Raw genomic sequence first — 15,306 nt, 5'->3', positions numbered from 1 at the left:
CTGTCGGGCACAACCTATGCCCGTACGGCGGGTTCCAGAAAAGCGCCGGCTTCGAGCGCCGCCCGGCCGGGGTCGCCGGCCCGGATCGCCTCGACCAGTCGGGTGTGGTCGACGTAGCGCTCGGGGGTGAGCGCCCCACCCATGGCCTGGGCGACGGTGCTGCGCAGGGCGGTGCCCACCGAGGCGTACAGCTCGGCGAGCATGGCGTTGTGCGCGGCGGCGACCACCGCCGTGTGCAGCGCCGCGTCGGCCTCGACGAACGCGTCGACCTGGCCACCGTGCCAGGCGGCCTCGCGCTGGGCGAGCGCGCCGTCGAGCGCCGCCAGGTCCTCGGGGGTACGCCTCAGCGCGGCGAGCCGGGCGGCCTCCACCTCGAAGGCGCGGCGTACCTCGACGACCTCGGTCATCCGGTCGCCGCCGAGCCGGCGGGCGACCACGGGTGCCAGTTCGTCGGTGGACACCACGTAGGTGCCGGAGCCCTGCCGGCATTCGAGCACCCCGGCGTGCACCAGGGCGCGGACCGCCTCGCGGACCGTGTTGCGCCCGACACCCAGCGCGGCGACCAGTTGTGGCTCGGTGGGAATGCGCGCGCCGACGGGCCACTCGCCGCCGAGGATCCGCGCGCGGAGTTGCTCGGTGGTCTGCCGGACCCGATGGCCGCGGGGCGGCACGGGCGGCTGGTCGCGGGGCGGCGCGGGCGGCGCGGAGGGGAATTCCACAGACGGTGGCACTGGTTACATCACCGGTCCCAAATTCATCCCATGATTGTAGGTTAGCGGTCATGACCCCGCCACCAACCGCCGCTCCGGCGCTGCCCGCCCCCGCCACCGCCGACCCCCGCCCGAGCCGGGACCCCGGCGCCGGCCGGCGCACGCACCCGGCGACCGGTGGCGCGCTGGTGCTGGTCGGGATGCTGCTGGTAGCGCTCAACCTGCGGGCTGTGGTGACGAGCCTCGGCGCGCTGCTCGACGAGGTCCGCGACGGGCTGGGCCTCTCCGGCGCCACCGCCGGCCTGGTCACCACCCTGCCCACCATCGCGTTCGCCGGCCTCGGCGCGCTCACCCCGTGGCTGGTCCGCCGGGTGGCACCGGCCCGGGTGCTGGTGGTGGCCATGCTCGCCCTCGCCGTCGGCCAGGTGCTCCGGGTCGCCACCGACTCGGCCTTGATCTTCGTGCTCACCAGCGCGCTGGCGCTGTCCGGCATCGCGGTCGCCAACATCCTGCTGCCGATGCTCGTCAAGCAGCACTTCCCGCACCGCACCGGCCTGGTCACCGGGGCGTACACGATGGCGTTGACGGTGGGCACCACGGTGGCCGCCGCCTCCGCGGTGCCGATCGCGCACGCCTTCGGGTCGTGGCGGGCCGGGCTCGGCGTCTGGGCCGCGATGGCCGCGGTGGCCGTACTCCCGTGGGTGCCGCTGGCGCTGCGGACCCGCGCCGCGGCGCGGCGGGCGACCCCGACGGCGGCCGTCGCCGCACCCACCCGGGTCCGGCCGGCGCGGACCCGGCTCGGCTGGGCGATGGCCGTCTACTTCGGGGCGCAGTCGCTCAGCGGGTACGCGATCATGGGCTGGCTGGCCCAACTGTTCCGCGACGCCGGTTACCAGCCGGAGTCGGCGGGGCTGCTGCTCGCCGGGGTGACCGCGCTCGGCGTGCCGATCGCGCTGCTGATGCCCACCCTGGCCGGCCGGTTGGGCAGCCTGCGTCCGCTGGTGCTCGGGCTGACCACCGCGTCGACGCTGGCCTACCTGGGGTTGGCGCTCGCACCGCACGGTGCCGCGCTGCTCTGGGTCGCCCTGCTGGCGATCGGTCAGGGCGCGTTCCCGATGATCCTCACCGCCATCGGCCTGCGCGCCCGCACCGCCGAGGGCACCGTCGCGCTCTCCGCGTTCGCGCAGAGCACCGGCTACGTGATCGCCGCCCTCGGCCCGCTGATGGTCGGCATCCTTTACGAGGCCACCGGTGGTTGGACCGCGCCGATCGGGTTCCTGCTGGGCGCCCTCGCCGTGCAGACGGCGGCGGGCATGGCGATCGCTCGTCCCCGTTACGTCGAGGACGAGTGACGAGCCGCAGCGGTCAGGAGGACGCCGGCGTCGGTTCGCCGGCGACTGCCTCATCCACCGTCGGGTAGGTGTGCAGCACCTCGACCAGACCGCTCACCTCAAGGATGCGCAGCACACCCCGCTGCGGGGCGGCCAGCCGGACCACGCCGCCAGCCTCGTCGCAGCTGTTCTTCGCCCGGACGAAGACCGACAGACCGGTCGAGTCGCAGAACGAGACGTCCGCCAGGTCGAACACCAGCCGGTTGCGGCCCTTGTCGAGCAGATCGGTGATCTGGTCCTGCAGCTGCGGTGCGGTGGCCATGTCCAGCTCGCCAGCGACCGCCACGACGACCACGTCGCCGCGTTGTTCCGTGTGCACCGTCAACGACATTCGCCAGACCTCCTGTTATCGGGGGAACGGTATCCCACGACCACCCTCGGAGGTAGAACGGGAGCCGTGATCCGGTGGTCATCGTCATTCCGTTGCTACGGGGCAAGTAGTTGGTCAGGCCCCGGTGATAGAGTCCGCCCGGTCCAGGTCAAGGGGGTTCGAAATGGCGTTGAGCACCGAAGAAAGTGGTCGGCTCGCCGCGCTGCTGAGCGAGCAGGACGAACGGGTCACGACTCGGTGGACCGAGATTGTCACCAGTTCGTTGCGGGGCCGGCTGAGCCAGGCCGAGCTGCGCCGGCAGGTCCAGGACCTGCACCGTGCCATCGTCGCCACCGGCGACCAGGGCATCATCGACCTGTCCGCCGACAGCGCCGCCGAACTGCGCGCCGCGCTCTCCGAGCTGTCCCGGGGTCGGGCCCGGCAGGGCTTCTCCGCCAGCGAGACCACGATCAGCATCTTCGCGCTCAAGGACGTGCTGGCCGAGCTGGTGCAGGAGGCCGGCGGCCCGACCGCGCTACCGGACTACGTCGCCTTCTCGAAGCTTGTCGACGAGATGGGCCTGTTCACCTTCGAGAGCTTCGTCCGTACCCGGGAGAGCCTGATCGCCGACCAGGCCGAGCAGCTGCTCGAACTCTCCACGCCGGTGGTCAAGCTCTGGGAGGGCGTCGTCGCCGTGCCGCTGGTCGGCACCCTGGACTCGGCCCGCGCCCAGGTCGTCATGGAGCGGCTGCTGCAGACCCTGGTCGACACCAGCTCGCCGTACGCGATCATCGACATCACCGGCGTGCCGGCGGTGGACACCCAGGTCGCCCAGCACATCCTGAAGACCGTGGTGGCCGCACGGCTGATGGGCGCCGACTGCATCATCTCCGGCATCCGCCCGCAGATCGCGCAGACCATCGTGGCGCTCGGCATCGAGTTCGGGGACATCGCCACCAAGGCGAGCCTCGCCGACGCGCTGCGCCACGTGCTGCGGCTCAACGGGGTGGAAACCGCCCGCCGGCAGCCACGCAGGGACGCCTGATGGAACGGGTGCCGATCCTCAAGATCGGGGACATCCTGCTGGTCTCCATCCAGCTCGACATGTCCGACCAGACGGCGGTGCAGCTCCAGGAGGACCTCGCCGAGCGGATCGTCGCCACCGGCTGCCACGGCGTCATCATCGACATCACCGCGCTGGACATCGTCGACTCCTTCGTCGGGCGGATGCTCTCCACCATCGCGTCGATCTCCAAGGTGCTCGACGCGGAGACGGTGGTGGTCGGGATGCGCCCCGCCGTCGCCATCACCCTTGTCGAACTGGGGCTGTCGCTGAACGGCATCCGTACCGCGCTGAACGTCGAACGCGGCATGGAGCTGATCGCGGCGGCCCACGCCGAAGAGCTCGACTACCAGCTCGACGACGAACCGGACGCCGAGACGGCCACGCCGTGACCGCGGGCATCGACCTGGGCCAGCCACAGGCGCAGTCGGTTCGCAGCGATGAGGACGTGGTGCGCGTTCGGCAACTGGTCCGCGCCGTGGCGGTGGCCAGCAGGTTGTCCCTCGTCGACCAGACCAAGCTGGTCACCGCGGCGAGCGAACTGGCCCGCAACACCCTGGTGTACGGCGGCGGCGGTTCGGTCGAGGTGACGGTCGTGGACAACGGCCGACGCAAAGGTGTGCAGATCGTGTTCGCCGACTCCGGGCCGGGCATCGCCGACCTCGACCTGGCCATGACCGACGGCTACACCAGCGGCGGCGGCCTCGGCCTCGGGCTCAGCGGGTCGCGCCGCCTGGTCGACGAGTTCCAGATCGAGACGTCAGCGGAAACCGGCACGCGGATCACGGTCACCAAGTGGTCCAGGTGAACGCCGACGCGGTCACCGACAGTGGCATCTGGTTCCGGGTGGAGGCCAGCAGCGCGGCGAGCGCCGTCCGACGCGCCGCCGAGCGCCTCGGCGCGCAGGTGGAGATAGGTGCGGCGCGCATCGCCGACCTGGCCATCGTCGCGGCCGAGCTGACCAGCAACCTGGTCAAGCACGCCGACGAGGGTGTCCTGCTGCTGCGGCCGGTACGCCGCGCCGGGCAGGCCGGGGTGGAGTTGGTGGCCATCGACTCCGGGCCCGGCATGGCCGACCTGACCGTCTCGTCGCGGGACGGGCACTCCACCACCGGCACCCTCGGCATCGGTCTGGGTGCCATCGTCCGGCAGGCCAGCTGGTTCGACGGATACTCGCTATCCGGCCGGGGGACCGTCCTCGCCGTGCAGGTCTGGCCGGCCGAGGCGGCGCGGCCGTCCTGGGCCGGTGCTCTGACCCGACCGCTGACCGGCGAGACGGTCAGCGGCGACGGCTACGCCGTCCGGGTCGCCGACGGGCGGCACCAGGTGCTGGTCAGCGACGGGCTGGGGCACGGCCCGCTGGCCGGTGCCGCCACCGAGGCGGCGCTGGCCGCGTTCCGCGACGCCCCCGCCGGCCCGCCGGCGGTGGTGGTCGGTCACCTGCACCGCAGCATGTCGCACACCCGCGGCGCGGCCCTCGCGGTCGCGGAGCTGGTGCCGACGGCCGGTGTGCTGCACTACGCCGGCCTGGGCAACATCTCCGGCGTGATCGTCGAGGGAGGCGGCCAGCGCCGGGGGCTGGTGTCGCTGCCCGGCATCGCCGGCCACCAACGACCGGCCATCCGGGAGTACGACTACCCGTTCGGCCCCGGTGCCCGGCTGGTGATGCACAGCGACGGGGTGGTCGACCGGTGGCGGATGTCCGACTACCCGGGCCTGGCGGAGAGATCCCCACTGGTCATGGCGGCGACCCTGCTACGGGACGCCGGGGTGCGCCGCGACGACGCCTGCGTACTGGTAGCGAGGTCGTGGGCATGACCGAGGGATCGGCCGCGCTGCCGCTGCTGCAGATGGCGCTGCGGGTCGAGCAGGACATCTTCGTGATCCGCCAGCGGGGCCGCGAGGTGGCCATGGTGGTCGGCCTGGAACACCAGGACCAGGTCCGGATCGCCACCGCACTGAGCGAGGTCGCCCGGGACCTGCTGCGGACGACAGCGGGAGCGGACGTCTCCTTCCACGTCGACGCGGGTGCCGACGGCCGGTTCCACCTGCGCGCCGACCTGGCCCCGATGTCCCCGTTGCCGGACGGCCGCTACCAGCCGCAGTCCGGCGCGGTGTCCCGACTGGTTGACACACTGAGCGTGTCGACCGTCGAGGGGGTTACGGTCGTGAGGATGTCCCGACGAGTCCCGGCCAGCGCGCCGACGCCGACCCCGGAGCGGCTCGCCGAGTTCCGCGCCGAACTCGGCCGCACCGCGCCGGCCAGCGCGCTGGACGAGCTCACCACCCAGAACGGTCAGCTCATCGCCGCACTCGACGAGGTGCGCAGTCAGCGCGACGAGTTGGCGGTGCTGAACGAGGAACTGGCCGAGACCAACCGTGGTGTGCTGGCGCTCTACAACCAGCTCACCGAGGAGCTGGAGGAGACCAACCGCGGCGTCGTCGCCCTCTACGCCGAGCTGGACGAGAAGTCGGCCCAGCTCCGCGCGGCGAGTGAGTCGAAGAGCCGGTTCCTGGCCAACGTGAGCCACGAGCTGCGCGCCCCGGTCACCGCGATCATCGGCCTGGGGCGGCTGCTCACCGACTCCGCCTCCGACCCGCTCACCGACGAGCAGGGCCGCCAGGTCGAGCTGATCCGCTCGTCGGCGGCCGATCTGCTCAACCTGGTCAACGAACTCCTCGACCTGGCCAAGGCGGAATCCGGCCGGATCGAGCCCGACGTGGTCGAGGTCGACCTGCGCCCGGTCTTCGGTCAACTGCGCGGCACCCTGCGCGCCCTGGCCACCCGTCCGAACGTGGAGCTGGTGGTGGAGGAGCCGCGCGGGCCGGCAGTGCTGCGCACCGACGAGGTGCTGCTCGGCCAGGTGCTGCGCAACCTGCTGCACAACGGGTTGAAGTTCACCGAACGCGGCGAGGTGCGGCTGCGGGCCAGCCAACACGGCGACCGCTGGCAGTTCGAGGTCACCGACACCGGGCCGGGCATCGCTCCCGAGCTGCACGACCGGATCTTCGAGGAGTTCTACCAGGTGCCCGGAGCCACCCGGGTCGGCGGCACCGGCCTCGGCCTGCCGTACGCCCGGCGGCTGGTGACGCTGCTGGGCGGGACGCTGGAGCTGACCAGCGCGCCGGGCGAGGGCAGCACGTTCACCGTCTCCCTGCCCACCGGCGGGGCGTGACGACATGGACGGCGGGCCGACAACCATCCTGGTGGTCGACGACAGTCGTACCAAGCGTTACCTGCTGGTCAGCTGGCTGACCCGGGCCGGGTTCACGGTGCTGGAGGCCGAGAACGGCGCCGAGGCGTTGGCCCGGGTCGAGGTGGACCGGATCGACCTGGTGGTTCTCGACGTCCGGTTGCCCGACCTGAGCGGCTACGAGGTCTGCGAACAGATCAAGGCGCGGCACCCGGCGATGCCCGTGATCCACGTGTCGGCGCACGCCGTGGACGTGGCCGACCGCGCCCAGGGGCTGACCCGGGGCGCTGACGCGTACCTGACCGAGCCGATCGAGCCCGAGGAGCTGATCGCCACCACCCGGGCGGTGCTGCGTTACTACCAGGCCCGGCAGCGGGCCGAACTGCTCGCCGAGCGGTTGCTCGGGTTGGCCGACACGACCGTCGCCGTGCACGCCGCGCCGACCTTCGCGCGCCTGCTGGAGGCCGCCGCCGAGGGCGCCGCCCAGATCTTCAAGAGCCCGGCGGCGGTGATCGCCGAGACCTTCGACGGTGACTGCCTCGCGGGCGTCTGCGCCGGCCCCGGCGCGGTGGCCGCCGTGGTGCCGTGGGTCGTCGACGACACCGGGGTGCCGACCGGCGCCACGGTCCGGGTGGAGGCCCCCGCGAACTGGGGGCTTGTCGACTGGCCGGCGGACGACACGGTGACGATCGCCGCCGCCCGACTGCGCGAGGACCGTGCCCCGCTGTACGTGGTGGTCCCGACCGCCACCCAGACCGCGCGGACCCCGGTGCTCAAGCAGTTGGCTCAGGCGGTGGCGGCGGCCGTGGAGGCGCAGCGCTCGTTCGACGAGGAGCACCGGATCGCCGTCACCCTCCAACGCAGCCTGCTCCCGCGTGGGCTGCCCACAGTGGCCGGGCTGGACCTCGCGGTGCGCTACGAGCCGGCCAGCGCGCAGACCGAGGTGGGTGGCGACTTCTACGAGCTGGTGATGCTCGACGGGCACCTGCTGCTGGCGATCGGGGACGTCGCCGGCCACTCGCTGCACGCGGCGACGGTCATGGCCGAGCTGCGGCACGCGGTGCGGGCGTACGCGGTCGAGGGCCACCAGCCCGGCGAGATCCTGCACCGGGTCAACGAGCTGATGCGGACACTGCTGCCGAACGAGCTGGCGACGCTCTGCGTACTGCTGCTGCACCCGCCGACCGGGCGGGTCCGGCTGGCCAGCGCCGGGCACCTTCCGCCGCTGATGGTGATGGACGGCAAGGTCGAGTTCGTGCAGCACTCGGCGCCGCTGCTCGGCGTTCGCGCCCCCCGCCCGGCCGACCTGGAGTTCGTGCTGCCGGCCGGGGCCACGCTGGTCTTCTACACCGACGGGCTGATCGAACGACGGGACGCCACCATCGACGAGGGGCTGGCCGCGCTGGCCGGGGTCGCCGCGACCGTCGACGGTGACCTGGACCAGTTCTGCGCTCGACTGCTGGTGGAACTGGCCCCGCCGGAGATCCAGGACGACGTCGCCGTGGTCGTTCTGCGTCGCCGCTGACGTCCGGTTTGCTCAGCGCACCGAGCGGGCGTACGCGGCGGGGGACACCCCGGCCACTGCGGTGAAGTCGCGGACCAGGTGGGCCTGGTCGCTGTAGCCGAGGTCGGCGGCGAGGTCAGCCCAGCTCAGCGGAGCGCCGGCGGCCTGTTCGACCGCCTCCTGGAGCCGGTAGCGGCGGATCACCCACTTCGGCCCGACCCCCACGTACTCCATGAAGAGCCGTTGCAACCGGCGGACCGGAACGTCGTGCCGGGTGGCGAGGTCGTCGACGCGCAGCACGGTCCGGTCGGTGCGGATCGCCTCGGCCAGCCGGACGGCCTCCTCGGCCATCGGGTCCGGCTCGGGCTGCCAGCCGGTGAGGAGGGTGTCCAGTGCCCGGCAGCGCTCATCGTCGTTGGCTGTCGAGAGGGCTGGCCCCGAGGGCGCGAACATCGGGAAATCCGGGTGGGTCAGCCGGCCGGCGGGCAGCGGCACCCGACGGCCGGTCAGCTCACTGATCGGGCGACGCCAGAACGGGTGGAACCCGCCGGGGCGGAACTGCACCCCGGACACCCGGCCGGTGCCGCTGAGCGTGATCCGGAACAGGTCGCGGCCCACCCCGGCCACCTCGCCGGCCTCGGGCCCGTGTGCGTGGTTGTCGCCGTCGCCGTCGTCACGTCGGAACACCACGTTCACCGCCGGGTGTGGCACGACCCGCTGCTCGAACGGTGTGCTCAACGACCAGTCGATCAACCAGTAGTGCTCGACCCACTGGCGCAGCGACTCCGTCGGCAGGTGCCGACGGAAGCGCACCTCGCGCAGCAGCCGCCCGGGGTCCAGGATTCCCCGGCTGTCGCCACGCGGTCGCTGTCGCATTTGTTCAAGACCACCCTCATACGCTGGCCCTATGTCCACTCAGACTAGCGATCTGCTGGCCGCTGCCGCTCCGGCAACCATCGGCGTGGTACGCGGCATCTCCGACGACCAGCTCGACCTGCCCACGCCCTGCCAGGACTATCTGGTCCGTGATCTGCTCAACCACCTCTTCCAGGTGGTGATCAACTTTCAGGACCTGGCCGAGAAGCGGCAGGTGGAGTGGGCCGAGAAGCCCGACCACCTGGCCGACGGCTGGCGCGACCGCTTCGAGGTCGAGACCGGCCGGCTGATCGCCGCCTGGTCGAAGCCATCCACACTGGAGGGTGTGTCACCGGGCATGGGCATGCCGCAGTCCGTCGTCGGCGGCATGGCTCTGCTGGACCTGATCGTGCACGGCTGGGACCTCGCTGTCGCCACCGGCCAGCCGTACCACCCGGCCCCGGAGGCGGTGGCCGAGCTGCACGCGCTGGTGGAGCAGTTGGGCCCCACCGCCCGCAAGATGGGCGTCTTCGCCGACCCGGTCCCGCCCGCCACCCCCACCGAGACACCCACCTCGGACCTGGCCCACCTCCTGACCCAGACCGGCCGAACCCCCGCCTGGCCCCAAACCCCCTAACCCCACCCCCGCCCCTGCCCACCCTCACCCCCCACCTCTTGTCCTGGTTGATCAAGAAGTTTGCGTCAGATTTCGTCGATGGGATGACGCAAACTTCTTGATCAACTCAGATGGGGGCGGGGTAGGAGGGGGAGGGGTGGGGGCAGGGTGGGTGGGGTTGTTGACTTGGGTATTCGCTGGGTGAATAGTGGGCGGGGTGTCGACGCCGCATGTTCTGCTCGGGTTGCTCGCTGGGGGCAGTCGGCACGGGTATGAGCTGAAGCGTGCGCACGACGAGCGGCTGCCGCGCGCTCGGCCGCTGGCCTTCGGGCAGGTCTACGCCACTCTCGGCCGGCTGGAACGCGACGGGCTGGTGGCCGCCGCCGGGCAGGACCGCGTGGCCGGGCCGGACCGCACCGCGTACGCGTTGACCGACCAGGGGCGGGACGCGCTGGACCAGTGGCTGTCCACAGTGGAACCGCCGATGCCGTACGTGGCCAGCACGCTCTTCGCCAAGGTCGTGGTGGCGCTGCTGGTCGCCGACGTCGACCGGGCCCGCTCCTACCTGGTCGCCCAGCGGGCCGCGCACACCGCACGCCTGCGGGAACTGACAGCGGTCAAGACCGACCCGACCGCCACCCTCAGCGATGTGATCGCGGCCGATTTCGCGATCGCCCACCTCGACGCGGATCTGGGGTGGTTGCACGCCACCCTGGGCCGGGTCGCCGACTGGCACCGGGAGGTGCATCCGTGACGCAACTCCAGGCTCGCGGCGTGGTTCGGGCGTACGGTCCGACGCCCGCGCTGCGCGGCGTGACGCTCGACGTGGCCGAGGGCGAGATCGTCGCCGTGACCGGGCCGAGTGGCTGCGGCAAGTCGACCCTGCTGCACTGCCTGGCGGGGATCCTCCGGCCGGACGCCGGTGAGGTCAGCTGGCGCGGGCACCGCATCGACACCTGGTCGGAGGCGGCCCGGTCCCGGCTGCGGCGTACCGAGTTCGGGGTGCTGTTCCAGTTCGGCCAGCTGGTGGCCGAACTGACCGCGGCGGAGAACGTCTCCCTGCCGCTGCTTCTCGCCGGCACGGGGCGGCGAGAGGCGCGGGTGGCGGCACTCACCTGGCTGGAACGGTTCGGGGTGGCCGAGTTGGCCGACGTCCGGCCGGGTGAGATGTCCGGCGGTCAGCAGCAGCGGTGCGCCACGGCGCGGGCGTTGGTGACCGAACCGCGGGTGCTCTTCGCCGACGAGCCGACCGGAGCGCTGGACACGCTCACCGGTGAACAGGTCCTCACCCAACTGGTCCGGCTCGCCCGTGAGCAGCACACCTCCGTCGTGCTCGTCACCCACGAGCCGCGGATCGCCGCGTACGCCGATCGGGAGATCGTGCTGCGCGACGGCCTGGTGGACCACACCGGCCTGGGGCTCGACGTGCCGCTGGCCGGCGGCGCGCGGTGAGACCGGCGACGCTGGTCCGGCTCGCCCTCGCCGGCACCCGCACCGACACCGCCCGGGTGGTGCTCACGGCGCTCAGCGCCCTGCTGGCGACACTGGCCGGGCTCGCGGCGCTCACCGTGTTGGCCATCCCCACGCCCACCGCGACGGAGGAGAACCCGAACAGGTGGTCGGAGCAGTACCACAACGCGCTGCTGGTGGAGCCCGGGTTGCGTGGCGGTACGGCGTTCGCGCTGCTGATGCTGATGCTCCCGGTGCTGGCGCTGGCCGGTCAGTGCGCCCGGCTCGGCGCGCCGGCACGGGACCGCCGGTTGGCCGGGCTCCGGTTGGCCGGCGCCACTCCCGGGCAGGTCACCCGGTTGGTGGTGCTGGAGACCGGCGTGGCCGCTCTGTTCGGCACGCTCACCGGGCTGGGTGTCTACCTGGTGGGTCGCGATCTGCTGCACCGCCCGGACGCGCGAGGTCAACTGGCCCTGCCCACCGATGTGCTGCCGTCACCCGGCGCGCTGGCCGGGGTGGTGCTCGGTCTGCCGGTCGTCGCGGCGTTGGCCACCGCGGTGATGCTGCGTACGGTCACCACCAGCCCGCTCGGGGTGAGCCGGAAGGCCCCCCGCGAGCGCGGCCCGCGACCGTGGGCCGGCGTTCTGATCGTGCTTGGTGTGCTCTCGTTCGCGGCGATCCAGCCGGTGGGGGAACGGTTCGACGACAACGAGGAGTTGGTGACCTGGCTGATGCCGCTGATGTTCGCGGCGAGTGGGATCGCGGCGATGGTCGGCGTGGTGATCGGCACCGGCTGGATCTCGTACAACTGCGGGTTGTTGCTGCGCCGGCACGCCCGCCGTCCCGCGGCCCTGCTCGCGGCCGGTCGGCTGATGGCCGACCCGTGGGCGGGCAGCCGCACGTTCGCCGCGCTGCTCGCCGCCGTGATCTTCGGCGGGGGTGCGGCCGCCCAGCGCGCCTACTTCGCCACCAAGGACCAGCTCGAGCGGGAGCAGAGTCGACTCGCCGGGATTGACGGTGGCGACAACCCCTTCTATCTGTCCACCATGGATCTCGTCGACGGCGCGGTGGCCGTGGCCATTCTGATCGCGACGGGTGGGCTGATCGTCGCGCTGGTCGAGGGGATCGTCGCCCGCCGACGTGCCTACGCCGCGCTGGTGGCCACCGGGGTGCCCCGCGCCGTGCTGAGCCGTTCGGTGGCCTGGCAGGCGCTGACCCCGGCGGTGCCGGCGATCCTGCTCGCGCTCACCGTGGGCACGCTGCTCGGTCGAGGGCTCATCGCGAAGGTGTCGACGGGCGGCTCATCGGCGGAGATCTGCGAGGCCACGGCCGCGCTGTGCGACGACCCGGCCACCCGAGAGCAGTACACCCGGATCGTGTACACCCCCGGGATCGAGCGAGCCGTTCCCGTACCCCTGGAGCACCTGGCCTGGCTCGGTGCCGGCACGCTGGCCGCGGTGCTGGTGACGGTCGGTGTCGGTCTGCTCTTCCTGCGCACCAGCACGGCGTTGGACGAGCTGCGTACGGCCTGAGTCGATGTAACACAGCAGGTGGCGGCGTCGCTGTGTGCACCGGAGGCCCGGACGATCGGGTTTCCGGTGTCGGACCCGACGGTCCCGGCACGGTGACCATGGGAGTTCGCCAGATGCACAACCAACCGGGCACCGCCCCGCCGGTGTTCGTCGACGGCACCGGGCGTCGTCGGCGGCTGACCGTCATCGCTGGCACCGCCATGGGCCTTGGCCTGCTCACCAGCCTGGCCCTGATCGTCGCGGGGCTCTTCCTGGACACCTCGGTGCCGCTGCCCGGCTGGTCGGACGACTCCCGGGGGACGCGCCCGGTGGAGGCCGGCGTCGACGAGATCAACCAGCCCCGGGTGGCCACCTCGCCGTCGCCGTCGCCGTTGACCCGGACGTCGGCGCCGCTGCCGCGCGTCACCCGGACCGCCGGCGACCGAAGCCCCACCCCTGCCGGTACGACCGCCGACGTCACCGGTGCGCCGTCGGCCACCGACCGACCGGGTCGCGGCGACGAGCACCGCAACACCGCCAAGCCGAGCAGGTCGCCCGGTAAGCCGCAGTGACGATGGCGAAACACGTGGCCCGGCGTGACCCCCGGGCACACTGGCTGCTTCTCCTGCTCGGGCTGCTCCTGCTGCTCGCGGCGCTCACCGTCAACGGTCTGGTGAGTGGCCTCGCCGGTGGTTCGGGAAACGCCACCGCGCGGCCCGCGCCGGACGTCCCGGCCGCCGTCGGCTCGGGCGGGCCGGTGCTGCGGCTGGACCGCGCCGAACCGGTCAGTCGGGCGCTGCCGGACCGCACCATCGCGCTGACCTTCGACGACGGGCCGGACCCGCGGTGGACGCCGCAGGTTCTCGACGTGCTGCGCCGGCACGGCGCGCACGCCACCTTCTTCGTGGTGGGTGCCCGGGTCAACGAGCACCCCGAACTGGTCCGGCGGATCCTCGCCGAGGGGCACGAGATCGGGTCGCACACGTTCACCCACGCCAACCTCGCCGACGTGTCGCCGTGGCGTCGCGACCTCGAACTGTCGCTGACCCGTAAGGCGGTCGCGTCGGCCGCCGGCCGGGAGGTGACCCTGTTCCGGCCGCCGTTCTCCTCGGTGCCGACGGCGCTGACCGGGTCCGAGTACGCCGCGTTGCGGGCCGCCGCCGGTGCCGGGCACGTCGCGGTGCTCACCGACCTGGACACCAAGGACTGGCAGCGCCCCGGAGCCGACCGGATCGTGCGGGCGGCCACCCCGAAGCAGGGCCGGGGAGCGGTGGTGCTGATGCACGACGGCGGCGGTGACCGGGCGCAGACCCTCGCCGCGCTGGACCGGCTGCTGCCCGCGCTGGGCGAGCAGGGCTACCGGTTCACCACCGTCTCCGCCGGCATCGACGCCTCGCCGTCGATGGTGCCGGCCGGCGTTGGTGCCCGGCTGAGCGGCACCGCGCTGCGCTGGACCCAGACCGGTGCCCGCTGGGCGGCCGACGTGATGAACGTGCTGCTCGCCACCGCCCTCGTACTGGGGATCGCACGTCTCGTGGTGCAGGTGGTCTGTGCCCAGCGGCACGTGCGCCGGGTCCGCCGTCCGCGGCGGGACCGACCGGAGGTGCGGGCACCCGTCTCGGTGATCGTGCCCGCGTACAACGAGGCGGCGAACATCGCCGCCACGGTCCGGTCGCTGATGGCCAGCGCGTACCCGGCGCTGGAGGTGATCGTCGTCGACGACGGGTCGGACGACGGGACCGCCGACATCGTCGAGCGGATGCGACTGCGCGGGGTACGGGTGATCCGGCAGGCCAACGCCGGCAAGCCGGCGGCGCTGAACACCGGCATCCGGGCCGCCCGGGCGAACCTGCTGGTGTTGGTGGACGGGGACACCGTCTTCCAGCCGGACACCGTGTACCGACTGGTGCAGGGTTTCGCCGACCCGTCGGTGGGCGCGATCAGCGGCAACACCAAGGTCGCCAACCGGCGTCGGCTGCTCGGCCGGTGGCAGCACCTGGAGTACGTGATCGGCTTCAACCTCGACCGACGGATGTACGACGTGCTGGAGTGCATGCCGACCATTCCCGGTGCGATCGGTGCGTTCCGCCGCGAGGTGCTGCTGCGGGTGGGTGGGGTGCCGTCGGACACGCTGGCCGAGGACACCGACCTGACCATGAAGGTGCTGCGGGCCGGCTGGCGGGTCGTCTACGAGGAGTCGGCCATCGCCTGGACCGAGGCCCCGTCGTCGTTGCGTCAACTCTGGCGACAGCGCTACCGCTGGTGCTACGGCACGATGCAGGCGATGTGGAAGCACCGGCACGCGCTGCGCGAGTCGGGTGCCGGCGGCAAGTTGGGCCGACGCGGCCTGCCGTACCTCACGGTGTTCCAGATCGTGTTGCCGCTCACCGCTCCGGCGGTCGACGTGTTCGCCGTGTACGGCCTGCTCTTCCTGCCCTGGTCGACCCTCGCCCTGGCCTGGGCGGGGTTGCTGCTGCTCCAGGCGGCCACCGCCGGGTACGCGCTGCGGCTGGACCGGGAGCGGTACGGGCCGCTGTGGGCGCTGCCGTTCCAGCAACTGGTCTACCGGCAGCTCATGTACCTGGTGGTGGTGCAGTCGGTGGTCACCGCACTGATCGGCAACCGGTTGCGCTGGCAGCGGATGGTGCGTACCGGCGAGGCGGCGGCGCTGGTTGGTGCCGGCCGCGGCTGAAGCCGCGTCGG

At 72.4% G+C, this 15,306-nt stretch carries 16 protein-coding genes; 13 read left to right on the top strand and 3 right to left on the bottom strand.

What is annotated here, in order from left to right:
* Positions 1 to 14: 14 nt before the first annotated feature.
* The gene (locus AB0C03_RS14680; RefSeq protein ID WP_245233628.1) at positions 15 to 719 is read right to left on the bottom strand and encodes a FadR/GntR family transcriptional regulator; all 705 of its coding nucleotides are present in this window, start codon (positions 717 to 719) and stop codon (positions 15 to 17) included.
* Between the two features lie 191 nt (positions 720 to 910).
* Between AB0C03_RS14680 and AB0C03_RS14675 the strand changes: the two genes are divergently transcribed.
* The gene (locus AB0C03_RS14675; protein ID WP_245233630.1) at positions 911 to 2,062 is read left to right on the top strand and encodes an MFS transporter; all 1,152 of its coding nucleotides are present in this window, start codon (positions 911 to 913) and stop codon (positions 2,060 to 2,062) included.
* 13 nt (positions 2,063 to 2,075) lie between these two features.
* Here the strand turns inward: AB0C03_RS14675 and AB0C03_RS14670 are convergent, their stop codons facing one another.
* Positions 2,076 to 2,432: an STAS domain-containing protein gene (locus AB0C03_RS14670; RefSeq protein WP_030332365.1), complete on the bottom strand. Its 357-nt coding sequence runs from the start codon at positions 2,430 to 2,432 to the stop codon at positions 2,076 to 2,078.
* Between the two features lie 163 nt (positions 2,433 to 2,595).
* On the opposite strand from AB0C03_RS14670, the gene AB0C03_RS14665 reads away from it, so the two are divergent.
* The 6 genes from AB0C03_RS14665 to AB0C03_RS14640 are packed head-to-tail and all read left to right on the top strand — an operon-like array spanning position 2,596 to position 8,193.
* Positions 2,596 to 3,456 carry an STAS domain-containing protein gene (locus AB0C03_RS14665; RefSeq protein ID WP_030332366.1) on the top strand — a complete coding sequence of 287 codons (861 nt, stop codon included), beginning with the start codon at positions 2,596 to 2,598 and terminating at the stop codon, positions 3,454 to 3,456.
* Positions 3,456 to 3,866 carry an STAS domain-containing protein gene (locus AB0C03_RS14660; protein ID WP_030332368.1) on the top strand — a complete coding sequence of 137 codons (411 nt, stop codon included), beginning with the start codon at positions 3,456 to 3,458 and terminating at the stop codon, positions 3,864 to 3,866. The genes AB0C03_RS14665 and AB0C03_RS14660 overlap by 1 nt, the downstream gene beginning before the upstream one ends.
* Complete coding sequence (locus tag AB0C03_RS14655; protein ID WP_357637069.1) at positions 3,863 to 4,282, top strand: anti-sigma regulatory factor; 420 nt, start codon at positions 3,863 to 3,865, stop codon at positions 4,280 to 4,282. Before AB0C03_RS14660 ends, AB0C03_RS14655 begins: the two co-directional genes overlap by 4 nt.
* Positions 4,279 to 5,292, top strand: a complete 1,014-nt coding sequence (locus AB0C03_RS14650) for a SpoIIE family protein phosphatase (protein ID WP_036411541.1) — start codon at positions 4,279 to 4,281, stop codon at positions 5,290 to 5,292. The genes AB0C03_RS14655 and AB0C03_RS14650 overlap by 4 nt, the downstream gene beginning before the upstream one ends.
* The gene (locus AB0C03_RS14645) at positions 5,289 to 6,650 is read left to right on the top strand and encodes a sensor histidine kinase (RefSeq protein ID WP_357637066.1); all 1,362 of its coding nucleotides are present in this window, start codon (positions 5,289 to 5,291) and stop codon (positions 6,648 to 6,650) included. Before AB0C03_RS14650 ends, AB0C03_RS14645 begins: the two co-directional genes overlap by 4 nt.
* Positions 6,651 to 6,654: 4 nt before the next feature.
* Positions 6,655 to 8,193 carry a SpoIIE family protein phosphatase gene (locus AB0C03_RS14640; RefSeq protein WP_210865022.1) on the top strand — a complete coding sequence of 513 codons (1,539 nt, stop codon included), beginning with the start codon at positions 6,655 to 6,657 and terminating at the stop codon, positions 8,191 to 8,193.
* A 12-nt stretch (positions 8,194 to 8,205) separates the two neighbouring features.
* On the opposite strand, the gene AB0C03_RS14635 is transcribed toward AB0C03_RS14640, so the two are convergent.
* Positions 8,206 to 9,048, bottom strand: coding sequence for a DUF6597 domain-containing transcriptional factor (locus AB0C03_RS14635; RefSeq protein WP_357637063.1), 843 nt, complete (start codon positions 9,046 to 9,048; stop codon positions 8,206 to 8,208).
* A 31-nt stretch (positions 9,049 to 9,079) separates the two neighbouring features.
* On the opposite strand from AB0C03_RS14635, the gene AB0C03_RS14630 reads away from it, so the two are divergent.
* From AB0C03_RS14630 to AB0C03_RS14605, 6 genes are all read left to right on the top strand, one after another.
* Positions 9,080 to 9,664, top strand: a complete 585-nt coding sequence (locus tag AB0C03_RS14630; protein WP_357637060.1) for a TIGR03086 family metal-binding protein — start codon at positions 9,080 to 9,082, stop codon at positions 9,662 to 9,664.
* A gap of 196 nt (positions 9,665 to 9,860) precedes the next feature.
* Complete coding sequence (locus tag AB0C03_RS14625) at positions 9,861 to 10,397, top strand: PadR family transcriptional regulator (RefSeq protein ID WP_357637057.1); 537 nt, start codon at positions 9,861 to 9,863, stop codon at positions 10,395 to 10,397.
* On the top strand, positions 10,394 to 11,095 hold the full coding sequence (locus AB0C03_RS14620; RefSeq protein ID WP_357637054.1) for an ABC transporter ATP-binding protein: 702 nt from the start codon (positions 10,394 to 10,396) through the stop codon (positions 11,093 to 11,095). The genes AB0C03_RS14625 and AB0C03_RS14620 overlap by 4 nt, the downstream gene beginning before the upstream one ends.
* Positions 11,092 to 12,624: an ABC transporter permease gene (locus tag AB0C03_RS14615; protein WP_030333999.1), complete on the top strand. Its 1,533-nt coding sequence runs from the start codon at positions 11,092 to 11,094 to the stop codon at positions 12,622 to 12,624. The genes AB0C03_RS14620 and AB0C03_RS14615 overlap by 4 nt, the downstream gene beginning before the upstream one ends.
* A 113-nt stretch (positions 12,625 to 12,737) precedes the next feature.
* Complete coding sequence (locus AB0C03_RS14610; protein ID WP_210865018.1) at positions 12,738 to 13,175, top strand: superantigen-like protein SSL4; 438 nt, start codon at positions 12,738 to 12,740, stop codon at positions 13,173 to 13,175.
* Between the two features lie 2 nt (positions 13,176 to 13,177).
* Positions 13,178 to 15,295: a bifunctional polysaccharide deacetylase/glycosyltransferase family 2 protein gene (locus AB0C03_RS14605; RefSeq protein ID WP_030334003.1), complete on the top strand. Its 2,118-nt coding sequence runs from the start codon at positions 13,178 to 13,180 to the stop codon at positions 15,293 to 15,295.
* Positions 15,296 to 15,306 lie beyond the last annotated feature (11 nt).

The organism is Micromonospora parva, from assembly GCF_040649675.1.
Lineage (GTDB): Bacteria > Actinomycetota > Actinomycetes > Mycobacteriales > Micromonosporaceae > Micromonospora > Micromonospora parva.
Note: the sequence above shows the minus strand (reverse complement) of the source record. Positions and strands in the feature narration are given on the sequence as shown.